The organism is Thermobifida halotolerans, assembly GCF_003574835.2.
Taxonomy (GTDB): Bacteria; Actinomycetota; Actinomycetes; order Streptosporangiales; family Streptosporangiaceae; genus Thermobifida; species Thermobifida halotolerans.
The window spans coordinates 2480494-2499553 of record NZ_CP063196.1; the positions used below are offsets into that span (position 1 = coordinate 2480494).

The 19060-nt window shown below is 70.3% G+C and carries 17 protein-coding genes; 9 read left to right on the forward strand and 8 right to left on the reverse strand.

From position 1 onward, the window contains the following. Window positions 1–14: 14 nt before the first annotated feature. The 3 genes from prcA to NI17_RS11105 form a co-directional block, all read right to left on the reverse strand. Window positions 15–764 (reverse strand): proteasome subunit alpha, encoded by a 750-nt coding sequence (gene prcA / locus NI17_RS11095; protein WP_068691011.1) that lies wholly within the window; start codon window positions 762–764, stop codon window positions 15–17. Window positions 765–813: 49 nt separating this feature from the next. Next, window positions 814–1662: a proteasome subunit beta gene (gene prcB, locus NI17_RS11100; protein WP_068690848.1), complete on the reverse strand. Its 849-nt coding sequence runs from the start codon at window positions 1660–1662 to the stop codon at window positions 814–816. Window positions 1663–1848: 186 nt separating this feature from the next. Beyond that, window positions 1849–2052, reverse strand: coding sequence for a ubiquitin-like protein Pup (locus tag NI17_RS11105; RefSeq protein ID WP_068690846.1), 204 nt, complete (start codon window positions 2050–2052; stop codon window positions 1849–1851). 295 nt (window positions 2053–2347) lie between these two features. Between NI17_RS11105 and NI17_RS11110 the strand changes: the two genes are divergently transcribed. Further along, on the forward strand, window positions 2348–2566 hold the full coding sequence (locus tag NI17_RS11110; protein ID WP_068690844.1) for an EF-hand domain-containing protein: 219 nt from the start codon (window positions 2348–2350) through the stop codon (window positions 2564–2566). Window positions 2567–2677: 111 nt separating this feature from the next. Here the strand turns inward: NI17_RS11110 and dop are convergent, their stop codons facing one another. Next, window positions 2678–4198, reverse strand: coding sequence for a depupylase/deamidase Dop (dop, locus tag NI17_RS11115; protein ID WP_341721522.1), 1521 nt, complete (start codon window positions 4196–4198; stop codon window positions 2678–2680). A 394-nt stretch (window positions 4199–4592) separates the two neighbouring features. Between dop and NI17_RS11120 the strand changes: the two genes are divergently transcribed. The 3 genes from NI17_RS11120 to NI17_RS11130 are packed head-to-tail and all read left to right on the forward strand — an operon-like array spanning window position 4593 to window position 8420. Further along, on the forward strand, window positions 4593–5306 hold the full coding sequence (locus NI17_RS11120; RefSeq protein ID WP_068690840.1) for an NUDIX hydrolase: 714 nt from the start codon (window positions 4593–4595) through the stop codon (window positions 5304–5306). Window positions 5307–5319: 13 nt separating this feature from the next. Beyond that, window positions 5320–6465, forward strand: a complete 1146-nt coding sequence (locus NI17_RS11125) for a 5'-methylthioadenosine/S-adenosylhomocysteine nucleosidase family protein (RefSeq protein ID WP_068690838.1) — start codon at window positions 5320–5322, stop codon at window positions 6463–6465. Continuing rightward, on the forward strand, window positions 6462–8420 hold the full coding sequence (locus NI17_RS11130; RefSeq protein WP_068690836.1) for a hypothetical protein: 1959 nt from the start codon (window positions 6462–6464) through the stop codon (window positions 8418–8420). Before NI17_RS11125 ends, NI17_RS11130 begins: the two co-directional genes overlap by 4 nt. Window positions 8421–8511: 91 nt before the next feature. Here NI17_RS11130 and arc read toward each other — a convergent pair whose 3' ends face one another. Beyond that, window positions 8512–10275: a proteasome ATPase gene (arc, locus tag NI17_RS11135; protein WP_199860019.1), complete on the reverse strand. Its 1764-nt coding sequence runs from the start codon at window positions 10273–10275 to the stop codon at window positions 8512–8514. A 166-nt stretch (window positions 10276–10441) separates the two neighbouring features. Then, a complete protein-coding gene (locus NI17_RS11140; protein ID WP_068690834.1) occupies window positions 10442–11362 on the reverse strand; it encodes a tRNA (adenine-N1)-methyltransferase in 921 nt (306 codons plus the stop codon). Window positions 11363–11513: 151 nt separating this feature from the next. On the opposite strand from NI17_RS11140, the gene ppgK reads away from it, so the two are divergent. Next, window positions 11514–12290, forward strand: coding sequence for a polyphosphate--glucose phosphotransferase (gene ppgK, locus NI17_RS11145; RefSeq protein WP_068690832.1), 777 nt, complete (start codon window positions 11514–11516; stop codon window positions 12288–12290). 151 nt (window positions 12291–12441) lie between these two features. On the opposite strand, the gene NI17_RS11150 is transcribed toward ppgK, so the two are convergent. Then, on the reverse strand, window positions 12442–12816 hold the full coding sequence (locus NI17_RS11150; protein ID WP_234401884.1) for a hypothetical protein: 375 nt from the start codon (window positions 12814–12816) through the stop codon (window positions 12442–12444). Window positions 12817–12976: 160 nt separating this feature from the next. Here NI17_RS11150 and NI17_RS11155 point away from each other — a divergent pair, with 160 nt between their 5' ends. From NI17_RS11155 to NI17_RS11165, 3 genes are all read left to right on the forward strand, one after another. Next, a complete protein-coding gene (locus tag NI17_RS11155; RefSeq protein WP_199860018.1) occupies window positions 12977–14305 on the forward strand; it encodes a helix-turn-helix domain-containing protein in 1329 nt (442 codons plus the stop codon). After that, a complete protein-coding gene (locus NI17_RS11160; RefSeq protein ID WP_068690830.1) occupies window positions 14302–14781 on the forward strand; it encodes a hypothetical protein in 480 nt (159 codons plus the stop codon). The genes NI17_RS11155 and NI17_RS11160 overlap by 4 nt, the downstream gene beginning before the upstream one ends. A 165-nt stretch (window positions 14782–14946) precedes the next feature. After that, the gene (locus tag NI17_RS11165) at window positions 14947–16902 is read left to right on the forward strand and encodes a serine hydrolase domain-containing protein (protein WP_068690828.1); all 1956 of its coding nucleotides are present in this window, start codon (window positions 14947–14949) and stop codon (window positions 16900–16902) included. 50 nt (window positions 16903–16952) lie between these two features. Here the strand turns inward: NI17_RS11165 and NI17_RS11170 are convergent, their stop codons facing one another. After that, the gene (locus NI17_RS11170) at window positions 16953–18122 is read right to left on the reverse strand and encodes a site-2 protease family protein (RefSeq protein ID WP_243597686.1); all 1170 of its coding nucleotides are present in this window, start codon (window positions 18120–18122) and stop codon (window positions 16953–16955) included. An 86-nt stretch (window positions 18123–18208) separates the two neighbouring features. Between NI17_RS11170 and NI17_RS11175 the strand changes: the two genes are divergently transcribed. After that, window positions 18209–19051: a RecB family exonuclease gene (locus tag NI17_RS11175; RefSeq protein ID WP_068690826.1), complete on the forward strand. Its 843-nt coding sequence runs from the start codon at window positions 18209–18211 to the stop codon at window positions 19049–19051. The last annotated feature ends 9 nt before the right edge of the window (window positions 19052–19060 follow it).

Below are 19060 nucleotides of genomic sequence, written 5' to 3' on the forward strand. Positions count from 1 at the left end.
CGGCGCCTGCCGAATCACACTCCGTCAGTGGCGCCGCCGTCGTCGGGCGTCTGCGGCGCGGTCTCCTCGACGGCCGCGTTGGCCTGTTCGAGCATCCGGACCAGACGGTCTCCCTGAATGCGACGGAACTTGCGGTGCGGCCGCGAGCGTTCCAGCACCGCCACCTCCAGGCTGGTGGCCTGCAGTTCGCGCCGTTCACCGTTCTCGTGCGCCAGACCGTGCACCGCGACCTGCAGCGCCTCGGTCAGGGACGCGTTCTTGACGTACCGTTCCCGCAACGCCGCGGTGACCCGCTCGGCCGAGCCTCCCATCGCCAGGAAGTCGTGCTCGTCCACCACCGAGCCGTCGAACGTGATGCGGTAGATCTGGTCGGTGTCGGGGGTGTCGCCGACCTCCCCGACGACGATCTCGACCTCCCAGGGCTTGTTGCTCTCGGTGAAGACCGCGCCCAGGGTCTGGGCGTAGGCGTTGGCCAGCATCTGGCCGGTCACGTCGCTGCGGTCGTAGGTGTAGCCGTGCATGTCGGCGAAGCGGACCCCCGCCAGGCGCAGGTTCTCGAACTCGTTGTAGCGGCCGACCGCGGCGAAGGCCACCCGGTCGTAGAGCTCACTGATCTTGTGCAGGGTCCGGGACATGTTGTCCGCCACGAACAGGATGCCGCCGTCGTACTGCAACACGACGGCGCTGCGGCCCCGCGCGATTCCCTTACGCGCGTAGTCCGCCTTGTCCTTCATGATCTGTTCGGGCGAGACGTAGAACGGCATCGACACCGGTGTGGTTTCCTTTACTGGTCGAAAAGCGGGGACGACTGGGTCAGCGCACCGGAGCGGTGGGGCCGTCGGGACGCTCGGAACGTCCGGCCACGACCGTCTCCGCCAGCGACTCGACCTCCTCCGAGGACATCCTGCGGTGTCCGTCCTCGGTGATGACGTCGACCAGCGGGTAGATCTTGCGGTGCAGGTCGGGACCGCCCGTGGCGGAGTCGTCGTCGGCGGCGTCGTAGAGCGCCTGCAGCGCGACCAGCGCGGCGTCGGTCTCGGTGAGGTCGTCTCGGTAGAGCTTCTTGAGCGCTCCCCTGGCGTAGGTCGAGCCCGAGCCGATGGAGTGGTAGCGGTGCTCCTCGTAGCGTCCGCCCACCGGGTCGTAGCTGAAGATCCGCCCCTCGCCGCGGGCGGTGTCGTAGCCCACGAGCAGCGGGACCACCACGAACCCCTGCATGGCCAGCCCCAGGTTGGAGCGGATCATGGTGGCCAGCCGGTTGGCCTTGCCCTCCAGCGACAGCGGACGGCCCTCGCGCTTCTCGTAGTGCTCCAACTCCACCTGGAAGAGCCTGGCCAGTTCGATGCCGATCCCGGCCGCGCCCGCGATGGCGACCGCGGAGAACTCGTCGGTGCGGAAGAGCTTGTCCATGTCGCGGTTGGCGATCACGTTGCCGGAGGTGGCCCTGCGGTCACCCGCCAGGACGACGCCGCCGGGGAAGACCATGGCCACGATCGTGGTGGCCTCGGGGGTCAGGTGGGCGGGGGAACCGTTCGAGGGAAGGTCGGCGAGGTTGGGCAGCCGGTCGGGACTCACCTGGTTCAGGAAGTCGACGAACGACGAGGTTCCCGGACTCATGAATGCGGAGGGCAGCCGTCCACTGCCCATGAACGCTTCAGACACGCGACTCCCTTCGATGGCGTCCCGCCCGCGAGGGCGGACGGGACGCTGCGGACTTGTTCGGTTGCCTTGCTGTGACCCTACTGACAGCGCAGGACACGGAGGTACCCGCCGACGAGGACTTCTCTTTCAGCGAACTGCTGCGCGGGACCGGCGGAGGGCGTCCGGAGCCGCCCGTGCCGGTGCCTCCTACTGGCCACCCTTCTGCACGAACTGCCGCACGAAGTCCTCGGAGTTGGTCTCCAGCACCTCGTCGATCTCGTCCAGGATGTCGTCGACGTCCTCGGACAGCTTCTCGTTGCGTGCTGCGGCCTCGGTACCCGCCTCGACCTCTTCGATCTCCTCGTCGTGCCGAGTGGCGTGCTTGTGACCCCCGGTTTCCCTGGTCGCCATGTGGAGGCTCCTCCCTGTTGTCGAGCTCTCGCCTCTATCTTGGCCATTCGACGCCCCGCTCAACCTCGATCAAGGCGTCTGTTTTGCGCACGTTACCCGGTGCGGCGCCCGTACACACGTTTGAACAGCGGCGACGCGCCCGCCATCGCCTACGGCACAGGGAAAAACGCGTCCGTTTTTTCCGTCTTGTCCCCCTGTCCGTCGCCCCCCTTCCGCCCCCGGCGCGGCTGTAGGGTACCGATCGTCCACGCATCGGGATCACGGCAACGGGCGAAGAGCCGGAAAGGGGGCGGCGGTGGCCGACAGCAACGAGTACGCGGCGACGTTCGACCTCGTCGACAGCGACGACGACCAGCGCATCTCGGCACGGGAGATGGGGCGGCTGATGGAGGTGCTGGGCTCGCCGATCAGCGAGGAGCAGGCCGTGGCGGCCGTGCGCGGCATCGACTCCGACGGCGACGGGCTGATCTCCCTGGAGGAGTTCACCGCCTACATGCGGACCACCGGAGCCTGAGCCGCCCCGCGGCCCGGGGCAGCGCGCGAGGGGGAGCCGCCGACGCGGCTCCCCCTTCCCGTCCCCGTGGCCCCGGGCGCGGTCGGCCGTCCCGGACGCCGCGCCGCCGCCTCAGCGCCTGCCGCCGGTCAGGGTGGCCACCAGGTCCGCGGCGGTGTCGGAGCGGTCCAGCAGCGCCCCCACGTGCTCCCTGGTGCCGCGCAGCGGCTCCAGCGTGGGCACGCGCTGCAGGGAGTCGTAGCCGGGGATGTCGAAGATGACCGAGTCCCACGACGCCGCGGCGACGGAGTCGGCGTACTTGGCCAGGCAGCGTCCCCGGAAGTAGGCGCGGGTGTCGACGGGCGGTTCGGTGACGGCCCGCCGCACCTCGGCCTCGTCGAGGAGCCGCCGCATGCGCCCGCGCGCCACCAGCCGGTTGTACAGCCCCCGGTCCTCGCGCACGTCGGAGTACTGCAGGTCGACCAGTTGCAGCCGGTGGTGGCCCCAGTCCAGGTCGTCGCGGGAGCGGTAGCCCTCCAGGATCTTCAGCTTGGCCACCCAGTCGAGCTGGTCGGCCAGCCGCATGGGGTCGTCGGCCAGGGTGGTCAGGACCGCCTCCCAGCGGTCGAGCACGTCGGCGGTGTCGGAATCGACGTCGGCGCCGTAGCGGTCCTCGACGTACTTGCGGGCCTGCTCCAGGTACTCGCCCTGCAACTGCAGCGCGGTCATGCGCCGCCCGTCGCGCAGCCGGACCTGGTGGGTGAGGCCGGGGTCGTGCGAGACGGCCCGCAGGTCGGCGACCGGGGTCTCCAGCGACAGGTCGGAGGTGAGGAAGCCGTCCTCGATCATCGACAGCACGATCGAGGTGGTTCCCAGCTTGAGGTAGGTGGAGACCTCGCTCATGTTGGCGTCGCCGATGATGACGTGCAGCCGCCGGTACTTGTCGGGGTCGGCGTGCGGCTCGTCGCGGGTGTTGATGATGGGCCGCTTCAGGGTGGTCTCCAGCCCCACCTCGACCTCGAAGAAGTCGGCGCGCTGGCTGACCTGGAACCCCGCCTCGCGGGCGTCGACGCCGATGCCGACCCGGCCCGCGCCGCACACGACCTGGCGGGAGACGAAGAACGGGATGAGGTGCTGCACGATCTCCGCGAACGGGGTGGAGCGGCGCATCAGGTAGTTCTCGTGGCAGCCGTAGGAGGCGCCCTTGTTGTCGGTGTTGTTCTTGTACAGCTGGATGGGCTCGGCCGTGGGGACGGCCGAGGCGCGTCTGGCCGCGTCGGCCATGACCCGCTCCCCCGCTTTGTCCCACAGCACCGCGTCGCGGGGATTGGTGACCTCGGGCGCGGAGTACTCGGGGTGGGCGTGGTCGACGTACAGCCGCGCCCCGTTGGTGAGGATGACGTTGGCCAGCCCCAGGTCCTCGTCGGTCAACTGGGTCGGGTCCGCGGTTTCGCGCGCGAGGTCGAAGCCGCGCGCGTCACGCAGCGGGTTCTCCTCCTCGAAGTCCCAGCGGGCCTTGCGCGCCCGCGCGGCCGAGGCCGCCAGATAGGCGTTGACCACCTGGGTCGAGGTCACCATCGCATTGGCACCGGGGTTGCCGGGCACGGAGATGCCGTACTCGGTCTCGATGCCCATAATCCGCCGCACAGTCATGTTGTGAAGGGTATCCAGCGAGGCATGCTTTGATGCGCGACCCGCCGAATTGTGCCCGAACAGCCGTGTTCGTCCCGTCCCCGCGGCGGCCGCACCGACGCTTCCGTCCTCTCCGGCACCGGGCGGGGCCGCCGCTCGGCCCGGCCGGGAGCACTCCGGCGGTCGGCGCGGAGCCGCCGTGTCGCCCCCCGGTGCGGTCGGGTGCGCTCCCGGATGCCGGACAGCCCTCGCCCTTCCCCGGTGTTCCTTCCGCACCCCGCCACCCAGCTCGACAAAACGGACAAACCAAAATCTGTCACCAGAAAAAAATTAGGGACACCCTTTTTCTCCGCCTCCACAGAAACAGAACGAAACTTCCTTCCTGTCAGGATGACAGTAAGGTACGTTGGCTGTCATGTCCGGCACCCCCTGGAAACCCCCTCCCATCCTGCTCGCGGTTGACCTGGTCATCCTGACGCTTCGTTCCGCACAGCTCCACGTTCTTCTCGTCGAACGAGGAATCGAGCCGTACAAGGGCCGCTACGCGCTCCCCGGAGGTTTTCTCAACAACGCAGACGAGGATCTGTGCGCGGCAGCCCACCGTGAACTGCGCGAGGAGGCGAACCTCAACGCAGCACACCTGCACCTGGAACAACTGGGCGCCTACGGAGCCCCCGACCGGGATCCGCGGGGACGGGTCGTCTCCGTGGCCTATCTGGCCATCGCCCCCGGACTCCCGGAACCGGAAGCGGGAACCGACGCGGCGGGAGCCGCCTGGACCCCCGTCCGGGACATCGATTCGGGACGTCTCGAACTCGCCTTCGACCACCGACAGATCCTCACCGACGGAATCGAGCGCGCCCGCACCAAACTCGAACACTCCTCGCTGGCCACCGCCTTCTGCGACGAGACCTTCACCATCGCGGAACTGCAACAGGTCTACGAGGCGGTATGGGGGGTCAGCCTCGATCCGCGCAACTTCTACCGAAAGGTCCGAGGCGTGCCCGGATTCATCGTCGCGGCCGGAGCGGAACGGCGGACCACCAAGGGCCGCCCCGCACAGCTCTTCCGCTCCGGACCGCAGACCGTGCTGTCTCCCCCGCTGAACCGACCCCACTCCGGACAGTGAGCAGGAGCGACCAATGACCGACCAGCCGGTGGTGATCCTCACCGCTCTCAACCTCGAGTACGAAGCCGTCCGCCGCCACCTGGACCGTCTCCGCCCGCACCGCCACGCGCGGGGGACACGGTTCGAGACCGGCTTCCTTCCGGGCACACGGCTTCCCGTGGCGCTCGGGCTCACCGGCAAAGGCAACCACACCGCCGCGGTCCTGGCTGAACGGGCTGTCCAGGAGTTCTCCCCCGCGGCGCTCATGTTCGTCGGCGTGGCCGGCGCCCTGTGGGACACTCCTCCGCTGGGCGACGTCGTCATGGCCACCCACGTCTACGCCTACCACGGCGGCACCAGCGAGGACGACGGCCTCAAGGCCCGTCCCCGGAGCTGGGAGACCGCCCACGAGATCATCCAGCTCGGCACCTACCTCGGCAGGACCGCCGACTGGACCGCCACGGCGCACCCCGACCACCCCAGCCCCAAGGCCCACTTCGGACCCATCGCCGCCGGGGAGATCGTGCAGAACTCCCGGATCTCCCACGAGGCGCGCTGGATCCGCCAGACCTACAACGACGCGCTCGCCATCGAGATGGAGTCCGCAGGCGTGGCCCAGGCCGGCCACCTCAGCGGCTCCCCCGTGGCGGTGGTCCGCGGCATCAGCGACCGAGCCGACGGCACCAAGAACACCGGGGACGACCGCGCCTGGCAGCCGGTCGCCGCGGCGAACGCCGCCGCCTTCGCCCTCCGACTCGCCGAAGAACTCCTCAACGACCGGGAGAACCCCATGCCCGAAACCCCCCAGCCCAGCAGCGGCTCCGTGGTGAACACCGCCCACAACAGCCAGATCGGAATCCAGGCGGGCAGCATCACCGGCAGCACCGTCTCCGTGGGAATCTCCTCCCCCCAACCGACGGGTGGCACCCTCGCCGCCGATCTGGCCGCGCTCCGCGGCGACCTGCTGCGGGAGCGCTCCTCGGGCAGGCTCGACGAGCCCACCTACCAGGCGGCCCAGGCGGAACTCGACCTGGCCGGCAAGGCCCTGGAGGAAGGCACCCCGCAGAGCAGGAGCATGTCCTCCCTCGCGCTCCGGCAGCTCCGCGGGCGGCTCGAGGGCTTCACGGAACTGGCCGCGAAGGTCGCCGCCCTCATCGCCGCGATCCAGGGACTGTCGTGACCGCCAGCCACACCGCCAACACGGCGACCGACTCCTTCGTGGGAGTCCAGGCCGGACAGATCCACGACTCGACCATCTACCAGGTCTTCCCGAACTCCCCACCGCAGCGCAAGTACGAGGTCGGCCTCAGGTACCTCGACAACGGCGTCCCCTCCCAGGCCCGAGCACTGATCGGCGAGGCCGTCGCCGAGGGACACGACAGCGCAGAGGTGCGGTTCCACTGGGTTCTCGCCCTCCTGAGCAAACGCTCCCTGCACGCGCTCACCACAGAGGAACGCGAGAGTCTCCGCCGGACCTCGGCCGAACTCGGCAGACACCCCGACGACGAGTGGAAACGCGCTCTGGAGGTGGTCTTCGGTCTGCTCCGCTGCGTGGAGGGGACCGCGGACAACGCCGACACCGCCATCAAGGGACTCCGTACTCTGCCGCGCCAGCAGCACGACCAGATCCTTCGCCACCTCGACATGGTGCTCAGCGGAGGCGTCAAAGAGAGTCTGTGGGCCGAAACCTGCCGGGCGGCCGAGAAGGCGAGAACCAGCGAAGACCGCACCGAACGGGTGTGGGCCTACTTCGAACCTGATCCGATCCCCCCTCGGGTCCGCGATCTCTACAGGAGCGTTCCGCCCAGCGACTACGCCCAGGCCGGTGCCTGGTCGGCCTTGTTCCTGACCGCAGTTTGTTTCAACTGGTTCCCGCTGCTGGCGACCGCCGACCCGCGTCCGGTGCTCTCCTTCCTTCTGGCACTGGCCTCTGGGTACTCCGCGGCCCGCAGCGGTTTCTTCTGGTACTACAACCAGAAGCGCCTGTGGGAGAAGGAGCGCGACCATGCCGCACCGCCCCGGAGCACCTCCCCTCCCGAACACGGATTCGCCAACCAGATAGACCACTTATTCGAGCATTACTTTGCCAAGTACCGCCCTGTTTCCATCGGCAGGGACGCCTGGCTCACCAGAACGGCCGGGATACGCCGGACGCTTCGCAACGAAACCGTCGAACTCTACCGGGAGAGCAGGGTCAAAGCAGAAAGGATCGAGTGGCTGATCCGCTATCTGGCCCGTGACGTCAGGCGGCGCTGGCAGTCCGGAACGCTGCTGGAACACCGTGAACGGTACAAGGTGGCAACCGCGTCGAAAACCTGGTGCGTGCTCTCCTCGGCCGTCGCGGCCGCGGCGGTCATCACCCTGACCGTCACAGCATTCCAAACGCACCCGTTCACCGCGGCGCTCACCACGCTCCTCGCCTCGGTGAGCGCGTGGTTCGCGGTGCCGCTGTGGACCGGCGTCGCCAGCACGCTCCGACGCCGCATCGAAGACAAGAAGGAAACCGAACGCATCAGGGAGGAGCGCAGCGCCGAGTACCACCGCTGGAAGAAGAAGTTGGATGACATCCGCCCCACCGAAAAGGAGATGGAGCTATGGCTCAACTCCGACCGGACGGTCATCCTCGACCAGGTCCTCCGCCACCACCGGCTGAAGTGGCATGACATCATCTCTCACTTCTTCCTGCTCTCCCCGGGAAGACCCTGCAAGCAGAAGCGCGAGAAGAAGGGACAGTGGCGCTATTCAAGATATGAAATCCGAGTGTTTCTGATCACCGAAGAAGGAGTCCGGGAAGTTGTTGTCGACCTCGACTACCAACAGGCTCGGTCCAGCATCAGAGAGCGGTACAACTTCCGCTTCGACGCCATCTCGTCAGTCTTCGTGGAAGAGGATGAGAAGTCCGGAATCGCTCTGACACTCACCCTCATGGACGGCACCTCCAAGGAAATCACCTCCCCTCGGGAGGAACCGTTCTCGTACCTTCCCGAAGAAGACCCCGAGGATCTCTTCAGAGGAAACCTCGACGCATCGGGGTTCAGCCACTCGATGCGCCTCCTGGAGGGAATCGCGGCCGAGGGGAAGGGATGGGTAGAGCGGCTGCCGGGTGCGAGAGATCCGGCTCGGTCCTCCCGGTAGACGCCGCCCCCATGCCACCACGGGGTCAGGGAGCGACACGAACGGACGGGGGCCCACCGGTTGTCCGGTGAGCCCCCGCGAACCCGTGTTCCTACAGGTACTGGCCGGTGTTGGGCACGGTGTCGATGGAGCGGCCGGAGTCGGCGCCCTTCTTACCCGAGACCAGGGTCCGGATGTAGACGATGCGCTCGCCCTTCTTGCCGGAGATGCGCGCCCAGTCGTCGGGGTTGGTGGTGTTGGGCAGGTCCTCGTTCTCGCTGAACTCGTCGACGCACGCCTGGAGCAGGTGCGAGACGCGCAGGCCGCGCGCGCCGTTGTCGAGGTAGTCCTTGATGGCCATCTTCTTGGCCCGGTCCACGATGTTCTGGATCATGGCGCCGGAGTTGAAGTCCTTGAAGTAGAGGACCTCCTTGTCGCCGTTGGCGTAGGTGACCTCCAGGAAGCGGTTCTCCTCGGACTCGGCGTACATCCGCTCGACCACCCGCTGGATCATCGCGTTGACCGTCGCGGTGGGTGATCCGCCGTGCTCGGCGAGGTCGTCGACGTGCAGCGGCAGGTCGGGGGTGATGTACTTGGAGAAGATGTCGCGGGCCGCCTCGGCGTCGGGCCGCTCGATCTTGATCTTGACGTCCAGGCGTCCCGGGCGCAGGATCGCCGGGTCGATCATGTCCTCGCGGTTGGACGCGCCGATGACGATGACGTTCTCCAGGCCCTCGACACCGTCGATCTCGCTGAGCAGCTGCGGCACGATGGTGTTCTCGACGTCGCTGGACACGCCCGACCCGCGGGTGCGGAAGATGGAGTCCATCTCGTCGAAGAACACGATCACCGGCGTGCCCTCGCTGGCCTTCTCGCGGGCGCGCTGGAAGACCAGCCGGATGTGCCGCTCGGTCTCGCCGACGTACTTGTTGAGCAGTTCGGGGCCCTTGATGTTGAGGAAGAAGCTCTTGCCGACGTCGCGGCCGGTCTTCTGCGCCACCTGCTTGGCCAGCGAGTTGGCGACCGCCTTGGCGATGAGCGTCTTGCCGCATCCGGGCGGGCCGTACAGCAGCACGCCCTTGGGCGGACGCAGCTTGTGCTCGTAGAACAGCTCCTTGTACAGGTAGGGCAGTTCGACCGCGTCGCGGATCAGCTCGATCTGCCCGGCGAGGCCGCCGATGTCGGTGTAGGAGATGTCGGGCACCTCCTCCAGGATCAGCTCCTCGACCTCGGACTTGGGGATGCGCTCGTAGACGTAGCCCGACCGGGGCTCCAGCAGCAGGGAGTCGCCCGCGCGCAGCGGTTCGTCGCGCAGCGGCTCGGCGACGCGGACGATCCGCTCCTCGTCGTGGTTGGAGATGACCAGGACACGGTCGCCGTCCTCGAGGATCTCCTTGAGCATGACGACCTCGCCGACGGTCTCGTAGGAGGCCGCCTCGATGATGTTGAACGCCTCGTTCAGCATCACCTCCTGGCCCGCCCTGAGGTCGTCGATGTCGACCGACGGGCTCACGTTCACCCGCATCTTGCGACCGTTGGTGAAGATCTCGACGGTCTCGTCGTCACGTGCGCCCAGGAAGACCCCGAATCCGGAAGGCGGCTGGGAGAGTCGGTCGACCTCCTCCTTGAGGGCCACGATCTGGTCGCGGGCCTCCTTCAGAGCCGAGGCCAGCCGCTCGTTCTTGGCGGTCGTCGCCGCCAGAGCGGTCTGCACCTCCTGGATCCGGTCTTCGAGCAGTCGCACGTGCCGAGGGGAGTCGGCGAGCTTACGCCGCAGGACGCTGAGCTCCTTTTCCAGGTAGGAGACCTGAGCCATGAGTTCGTCACGGTCGCGCTCTGCATGACGCTCGTCATCGCGATCGGCCACGTCCGCCACCTCCCGTTAAGAGGAAAAATCTATTCCCGAGCCTACCTACCCAGGCCCCGTTCCTAACCTGTCGATCGTGCCGAGTGTGGGTGACTCCACGCTTTGATCTTGCAAACAACGAGCTCAGACCCGGTATTCGGGCTGCGGCGTAATGAGAACGTAACGTCCGGTCGCCTTATCGTCCCTTGTCCTCCTCGGGCGCCCCCGCGGCCTCGCCGAGAGCCCCCCGGGCGCCCGTGTAGTCCTGTCCGTAGGCCCCCTTCGCGGGGCGGCGGCGCCGTTCGGGCGCGGTCACGTCGTCGGCGAGCCTGCGGGCGGTGACCAGGAAACCGGTGTGCCCGATCATGCGGTGGTCCGGACGCACCGCCAGCCCCTCGACGTGCCAGGTGCGCAGCATGGTCTCGAAGGGGTGGGGCTCGTGGAAGGAGCCGTGCTCGCGCAGTCCCTCCACGACGCGGGAGAGCTGCGTGGTGGTGGCCACGTAGACGCAGATGAGCCCTCCGGGGTTCAGCGCCTTGGCGACGGCGTCCAGGCACTCCCAGGGCGAGAGCATGTCCAGGATCACCCGGTCGAAGTCGCCCTCGTCCAGGCTCTCGGCGAGGTCGCCCACGGTGAGCCGCCAGGCCTCGGGTTCGGCGCCGAAGAACCGGGTGACGTTGGCGCGGGCGATCTCGGCGAAGTCGGCGCGGCGCTCGTAGGAGGAGACGTGGCCGCGCTCACCGGCGGCGCGCAGCAGCCAGCAGGTCAGCGCACCCGAGCCGACCCCGGCCTCCAGCACCCGGGCGCCGGGGAAGATGTCGGCCTGCGCGACGATCTGGGCGGCGTCCTTCGGATAGACGATGGTGGCGCCGCGCTTCATCGACAGGGTGAAGTCCGCCAGCAGCGGGCGCAGGGCGACGTAGGCGATGCCCGAACTGGCGGTCACGACGCTGCCCTCGGGCCGTCCGATCAGGTCGTCGTGGTCGAGCCGCCCCCGGTGGGTGTGGAACGCCGTGCCGGCGCGCAGGGTGATGGTGTGCATCCGCCCCTTGGGGTCGGTCAGCTGCACGATGTCGCCCTCGGCGAAGGGGCCGCGGCGGCCGTGGATGCCGGTCACTGATGTCGTCTCTTTCGTGGGTCTAGGGTGCTTCGGGCCGGTCGTCCAGCCTATCCGCACGACCGGTTTGCGGCGTAACCGCCGAAGGACGGGCAGGAACAGGATTAAATACACCTGCCAAGGCAGGGTGACGAGAGAGGCGGAAGACCTGATGACGCGTCCCACTTCGCGGATCGGACTCGGCATCGACATCGGCGGCAGCGGCATCAAGGGCGCCCCGGTGGACCTGGACAGCGGGACGTTCGTGGTCGACCGGCTCAAGATCGCCACCCCCCAGCCCTCCACCCCCGAGGCGGTGGCCTCGGTGGTGGCCGAGATCGCCGCGGCCTTCCCCGACCACGTGTCCGGGGACTGCCCGCTGGGGGTGACCTTCCCCGCGGTCATCCAGCACGGGATCGCGCGCAGCGCCGCCAACGTGGACCACTCGTGGATCGGCACGGACGTCGCGGAACTGCTGGCCAAGGCGACGGAGCGGCGGGTCCTGGTGGTCAACGACGCCGACGCCGCGGCGGTGGCCGAGCACCGCCACGGCGCCGCGGCCGGCGTCGACGGGGTGGTGCTGCTGACCACCCTGGGCACCGGGATCGGGACGGCGCTCCTGGTGAACGGCGTGCTGGTGCCCAACACCGAGTTCGGGCACCTGGAGATCGACGGCCACGACGCCGAGACGCGGGCCGCCTCCAGCGCCCGGGAACGCGAGGACCTGTCCTACCAGCAGTGGGCCGAGGAGCGGCTGCAGCGCTACTACTCGGTGGTCGAGGACCTGCTGTGGCCCGACCTGATCGTGGTCGGCGGCGGGGTGAGCCGCAAGGCCGACAGGTTCCTGCCCCATCTCCGCCTGCGCACGCCGATCGTCCCGGCGCAGCTGCGCAACACCGCGGGGATCGTGGGGGCGGCGGTGCTGGCCGCGGAGCGGCTGGGCTGCTGAGCGACCGTGCGACCGGTCCGGGGGGACGTCAGGCGGCGTCCCCCGCGGGGGGTGTCCGGGTGACCGGGCGCGGTCGGTCCTGTTCGGGGGGATGGGCGGTCTCTCCCGGTCTCCGCGTCGCCGCCGCCGACTCGGGGAGTCCGAGGGCGGGTCAGCCCCGGCGCGGGGCGAGCAGGCCGCGGATGCGGCGGGCCGCGGCGGCCGGTTCGGTCGCCGGCGCCAGCGGGGTCAGGAAGGGCGCGCCCGCGTCCTGCGGCGGCACCCGCAGCCACCACCAGAGCCGGCCTCGGTGCGGCCGCAGGACGGTGCGCTGCGTTTTGGCCGTCTCCGCTCCGCCGACGCCGCGGAGCACGGCGTCGACCGCTCCGATCTGGCTGTTCAGCCTCGTCTCCAGCCCCGACCGGCGTAGATTCGCGTCGAGGGCGCACAGCGCCCGACTCCACTGCGCGTCACCGCGGTGCCCGTCGAACCTGTGGGCGGTCCGGGACTGCGCCGGTGTTCTTCTGGGCGGCATCTCGATGGTCACTTGCTTCCCCCTCCACTCCGAGGTCTCACGAAGACGGGACCTCTGACTCTTGACTGTGCCCGTCCCGTCACCCAGGAGGAAACCTTTATGCGCCTCTCGCATGACCGTATTTCTTTTGCAGATAGCCGCAAACCCCAGGTCAAGTCTTTAACCTAGGCTCATGCCCCAGCGTGAAGGCACCTTGCCCGTGGACTTCTGGACCCGCCCCGCGGTGGCCGCCGCACTGGCCACCTGTGACATGGCGGCGATCGTGGAAGCCGTCCGGCTCGCCCGGGGGTGGTCCCAGGCCGACCTGGCACGGACGGTCGGCTACAGCCAGAGCTGGGTGTCCCGAGTCGTCAACGGCCAGCAGTCGCTCACCCTGGACCAGGTCAGGGAGGTCTGCGAGCGGCTGGGGATTCCGATCCACCTGCTGCGGTTCGCTCCGGCGAGCCCCGTTTCCGGGCCGTCGGCGATGTCACGCCCTCCCGTCGCGGACGCGGCGGGCCGGACGAAGGGGGCGGGTCCAACGCGACGTCGAGATTTCACCAAGGCCGTCGCCTTTGCGGCGCTCCCGCTGCCGAACGCCTCGGCGGTGGGAGACGTCGACGGGGAGACGGTGGCGACTCTGCGCGCCATCATCGGAGGCCAACGCAGACTGGACGCCTCCTCACCGTCCCGCGACCTGGCCAAGGCGGCTCTGGCCCACCTGGAGCTGTCCTCGCGGACCCTGTTCCGGGCCCGCAGGACCCCCCTCGCCACGGGGATCGCGGCCGCCGCCAGCGAGGCCGCGGGATTCGCCGCCTGGCTGCACGCCGACATGGGCGACGTGGGATCGGCGCGCCTGTTCTACCGCCGGGCCGTCGAGCACGCCCGCCAGTCCGACTCCGAACTGCTGCCCGTCTACATGCTCGGCAGTCTGGCCCTCTTCGAGATGGACTCCGACGACCCGCTGCTGGGGTTGGGGCTGGCCCACGAGGCCGCCCGGTGGCTGGGTGCCGGCGCCCACCCCACCGCGCGGGCCTGGCTGTCGTGCGTGCGCGCGCTCGGCCACGCGGGTCTGGGGGACGCCGTGTCCGCCCAGCGGGAACTCGCCTCAGCCGAGGCGGAGGTGGAGAGTTCCGCCAACACCGGGCCGCCGTGGCCGTGGGTCTTCCCCTTCGACGCGGCCAAGGTCGCCGGTTACCGGGCACTGGCCGCGGTGCGGCTGCGCCGTCCCCACGAGGCCCGCTCCGCGTTCTCCGAGGCGTTCGCCCGGACGTCCCCGGCTCCCAAGCAGCGGTCGCTGCTGATGGTGGAACTGGCGTCGGCGCACGCCGACGCCGGGGACGTGGACGAGGCCTTCCGCCTGGCCTCCGAGGCCCTGCGCATCGGGGCGGTCTACCGCTCCGAGAAGGTCATCAACCGGGTGCGGCGGTTCCGGCGCGACTACCGGGGCCCGCAGGCCCGGTGTGTGAGTGCGCTCGACGAGCAGTTGATGGCCCTGGTCACGGGGAGGCTCGGGACGTGAGCGCGCGGCGTGTCGCGGTCACCGGCCACCGGGGGCTGCCCGCCGAGACCTCACGGCTCGTCACGGTCGGCCTCCGGGAGCTCCTGGCGGCGTTCGGTCCCGCCCCGACGGGGCTGTCCTGTCTCGCCGACGGCGCCGACACGCTGTTCGCCCGCGTCCTGCTGGAGTCGGGCGGCACGCTGGAGGTGGTCGTGCCCGCCTCGGGGTACCGCGACTCGCTGCCCGCCGAGCACCACGCCGTCTACGACGCGCTGCTGGCGCGGGCGGCGGCGGTGCGGCGGCTGCCCTTCACCGAGTCCACCCCCGAGGCGCACCTGGCGGCGGGCCGTCTGCTGGTGGAGTCCTGCGACGTGCTGGTGGCGGTGTGGGACGGCGCGCCCGCCCGGGGCCCCGGCGGCACCGCGGACATCGTGGCCCACGCCAGGGAGCGCCGCTGCCCGGTGCGGATCGTCTGGCCGCCCGGAGCGCGCCGCTGACCCGGTCGGGGCGCGTTCTTCGCCTCGGCCCGCGTGCTGGCACGGTGGCGCTGCCACCACCCGGGATGTGGTGGCCGCGTAACCGCCCCGGCCTCCACCGAGTCCCTAGTTTCGTGTGCTGAGAGGGAGCCGCCCGGGCTCCCGGAGCCACGAGGAGCCGGTGCGGTGTCACCACGTACACGATCTGTCCTCTCCCTCGGCGCGTCCGCGGCGCTGACCGTCGGACTCGCGCTCGCCGCCGGCCCGGCCGCGTGGGCCGCCGACTCCCCCGCCGAGCCGACCCCCGAGAACGTGCGGGAGTTCCTCGACGGACGGGTGCCCGAGATCCTGGAGGAGCACGACGTGCCCGGGGCGGTGGTCTCCGTCGTCGCCGACGGCGAGGAGGTCTTCGCGGGCGGCTACGGGCTGGCCGACGTCGCCTCCGCAACACCCGTCGACGTCGCGAACGACTCCTTCCCGCTGGCCTCGATCAGCAAGTCCTTCACCGCGGTCGCCGTGCTGCAACTGGCGGAGCAGGGCCGGGTGGATCTGCACGCCGACGTCAACGAGTACCTGCCCGAGAAGGCGCGCCTGCCTGACACCCACCCCGGCAGGCCGGTCACCCTGCACCACCTGCTCACCCACACCGCGGGTTTCGAGGAGGCCGTGACCGGCATGTTCGCCCGCAGCCGCGCGGAGACGCTGTCGCTGACCGACTACGTCGTCGAGCACCGGCCGGAGCGGGTGTATGAGCCCGGGAAGTTCGTGGCCTACTCCAACTACGGGACCACCCTGGCCGGACTGGTCGTCCAGGAGGTCTCCGGGGTCCCGTTCGCCGAGTACGCCGACGAGAACGTCTTCGGCCCCCTCGGCATGGACCGCAGCGGCTTCCTCCACCCCGACGAGGCCGCCGAGACCCTGAACGCGCCCACCCTGTACGGCACCTCGCCCGACGTCGAGGTCGCCGACATGTACGTGAACCAGTCCCCCGCGGGCGGCGCCTACGCCACCGCGTCCGACATGGCGCGCTACATGCTCGCACTGCTGGACGGGGGCGAACTCGACGGCACGCGCGTGCTGTCCGCCGAGAGCGTGGCGGAGATGACCGCGCACCAGGCGGGCGCGCACGGGAAGGTGGGGGGCAGCGGCTACGGGACCTGGGAGGACTCCTTCCCGGGGCCGCGCTCTGTCGGCCACGGCGGCGACCTCGACGGCGCGCACACCCACTACCTGATCGTTCCCGAGGAGGACCTGGGCGTCTTCGTGGCGGTCAACGGTGACGGCGGCCCCGACCCCGAGGAGCCGGAGAACATCCTCTCCGACGCCCGCCACCGCATCGTCGAGGAGTTCCTGACCGAGTTCGCCGGGCCCGGGGAGCAGGAGTCCGGCGCGGAGGTTCCGGCGGCCTCCCGGGCGGACCTGGAACGCTACGAGGGCGTCTACACCACGACCCGCACCGGACGGGGCGACCTCAGCGCGCTGTTCTCCGCCTTCGACACGGTCACGGTGGAGGCCACCGCCGACGGACTGCACACCGCCCACTCGGTGCTGGGCGAGTTCCACTGGACGCGGGTCGGACCGGGCCTGTTCCGCACCGAGGAGGGCGACCATCTGGCGTTCATCGAGCGGGACGGCGAGGTCGTCGGACTGGGCCTGGACTTCCTCCCGTCGCAGAACTACGAGAGGATGCCCTGGTACAACGAGCCCGTCCTGCACCTCGCCGCGGCCGGCGCGGCGCTCCTGGTCATGTCGACCGCGTTGGCGTGGCCGGTGGCGGCTGTGGTGCGCAGGGTGCGCGGCCGGACTGGGAGCGCTCCCACCGCTGCCCGCGTCGCCCGGTGGACGGCCGCGCTCGCGGCCGCGGTCTGCCTGGGGTTCACGGCCGTGGCGATGATCCTGGCGAGCGACCAGGACCTGTTGGGGACCCTGGTCATGGAGGGGTCGCCGCTGCTGACCGCCCCGCTGACCGTCGCCGCGGCGGCCGCGGCGGTGGCGCTGGGCTGCGCCGTGTGGGCGTGGGCGGGCCGCTGGTGGGGAGTTGCCGCGCGGGTCCACCACACGCTGGTCGCCCTGGCCGCCGTGGTGTTCGTCGCGGTGGGGACGCGCTACGGACTGACGCTGCTGCCGGTGGTCCTGGCCTGATTCCGCCGTCTTGCGGGGCCGCGCGCCCGGAGTGCGCGGTCCCGCGGTGGTCAGCGGCCGGGGGCCTGCACCGCCCGGCGGACGTCGGCCGCGTACAGCACCCCGGCGGCGCGGCCGTCGGGTTCGACCAGCAGGTACTGGGAGACCGGGCGGGCGTTCACGGTGTCCAGCAGCCGCTGCCCCCCGATGTCGGCCGGGAGCACCGTCTCGGGGGTGAGCGCCCGGGCGGTGTCGGCGGCCGACAGCCACGGGCGGCGCTCCTCGGGCACCGCGGCGGCCGCGGCGTTGTCGACCAGCGAGGTGGGCGTTCCGGCGGAGTCGACCACGAGGACCGCGTGGGCGTCGGCCTCGGCGCGGCGGCGCAGCGCCTCGGCCAGGGGCGTGTCCGCGGCGACCGTGACCGTGCTCCGGGCCAGGTCGCGGGCGGCCAGTTCCGGCAGGCGGGCGCGCACCCTGGCCGCGCGCAGCGCGGTGGAGGCGTTCACCCAGATGAACGTGCCCAGCAGCACCGACCACACGATCGCGAAGACGCCGGGGGTGGTGCCCCACAGCACCCAGGAGTAGACGAACGGCAGCGCGACCACCACGGCCCCCAGGATCCGGCCCGCCCACGCCGCCGCGACCGTGCCGGTCAGGGAGCGCCGGGTGAGCGCCCACACACCCGCGCGCAGGATCCGACCGCCGTCCAGCGGCAGCCCGGGCAGCAGGTTGAAGACGCCCACCAGGAGGTTGGCCACCCACAGTTGCCACACCAGCACCCCGACGATGGTGTCGGGGGCCGCCAGCAGGTAGCCGACGAACCCGGCCGCGGCCAGGACCAGCGACAGCAGCGGACCGCTGAAGGCGATCCAGAACTCCTGGCCCGGCTTCTCGGCCTCGCGTTCGATCTCCGAGACCCCGCCGAGCATGTAGAGGGTGATGCGGCGCACCGGCAGCCCGTAGTGGCGCGCGACCACGCTGTGCGCGAGTTCGTGCACCAGCACCGAGGCGTACAGCAGCACGGCGAAGACGAGGGCCACCAGGTAGGAGGCGGCGCCCAGGGCCAGGGTGTCCTCGACCACCGGCTGGTAGAGCAGGGTGAGCAGGATCGCGATGACCGCCCAGGAGGGGGTGACGTGGACGGGGATTCCGAAGGGGCGTCCCACCCGCAGCCCTCCGCCGCCTTCTTTGGGACGGGGGGTCTCGGGGCGGCTGTTGTCGGCTCCGTCTGGTTGGTTCACCCCTCCAGGCTACGCTTTCGGCACCTCCAGGCCACGCTTTCGGCGCCCCCGGCCGCTGTCGTCGACAGCGGCTAAGGTGATGGACCATGAGTCCCGCCCCGTCCACCCCGCCGATCCGGTCCCTGTCACCGTCGCGCGCCGCCGACTTCATGCAGTGCCCGCTGCTGTTCCGGTTCCGGGTGATCGACCGCCTGCCGGAACGGCCCAGTCCGGCGGCCAAGCGCGGCACCCTGGTGCACGCGGTGCTGGAGCGGCTGTTCGAGCTGCCCGCCGAGACGCGCACCCCCGACTCCGCGCTGGCGCTGCTGGAGCCGCAGTGGCGTGGACTGCGCGAACGCGAGCCCGAGGTCGTGGAGATGTTTCCCGACGAGGAGGCGGTGCAGGCCTGGCTGGCCGAGGCGCGCGCGCTGGTGCGGCGCTACTTCGACATGGAGAGTCCGCAGCGGCTGGAGCCGCGCCACCGGGAGCTGCGCATGGAGGTCCCCCTGGAGTCGGGGCCGCGGCTGCTCGGCTACGTCGACCGCGTCGACGTCGCCCCGGGGGGCCGGGTCCGGATCGTCGACTACAAGACGGGCAGACGGCCCCGGGAGCGCTACGAGGACAAGGCCCGGTTCCAGATCTTCTTCTACGGCGTGATGCTGTGGCGTGACACCGGCCGCGTCCCCGACCGACTGCAGCTGCTGTACCTGGGCGACGGCACGACGCGCTGGTACGACCCCACCGAGGAGGAGCTGCGCAACGCCGAGGCGCACATCCGCTCGGTGTGGGACGACATCACCGCGACCGCCCGTTCGGGGCGCTGGCTGCCCCGCCGCTCTCCGCTGTGCGGCTGGTGCGACCACCGGGCGCTGTGCCCCGCCTTCGACGGCACTCCCCCGCCGCTGCCCGGCGACGCCGCCGAGGCGGATGCCGGGTCCGCGGCCGACTGAGGACGGGCC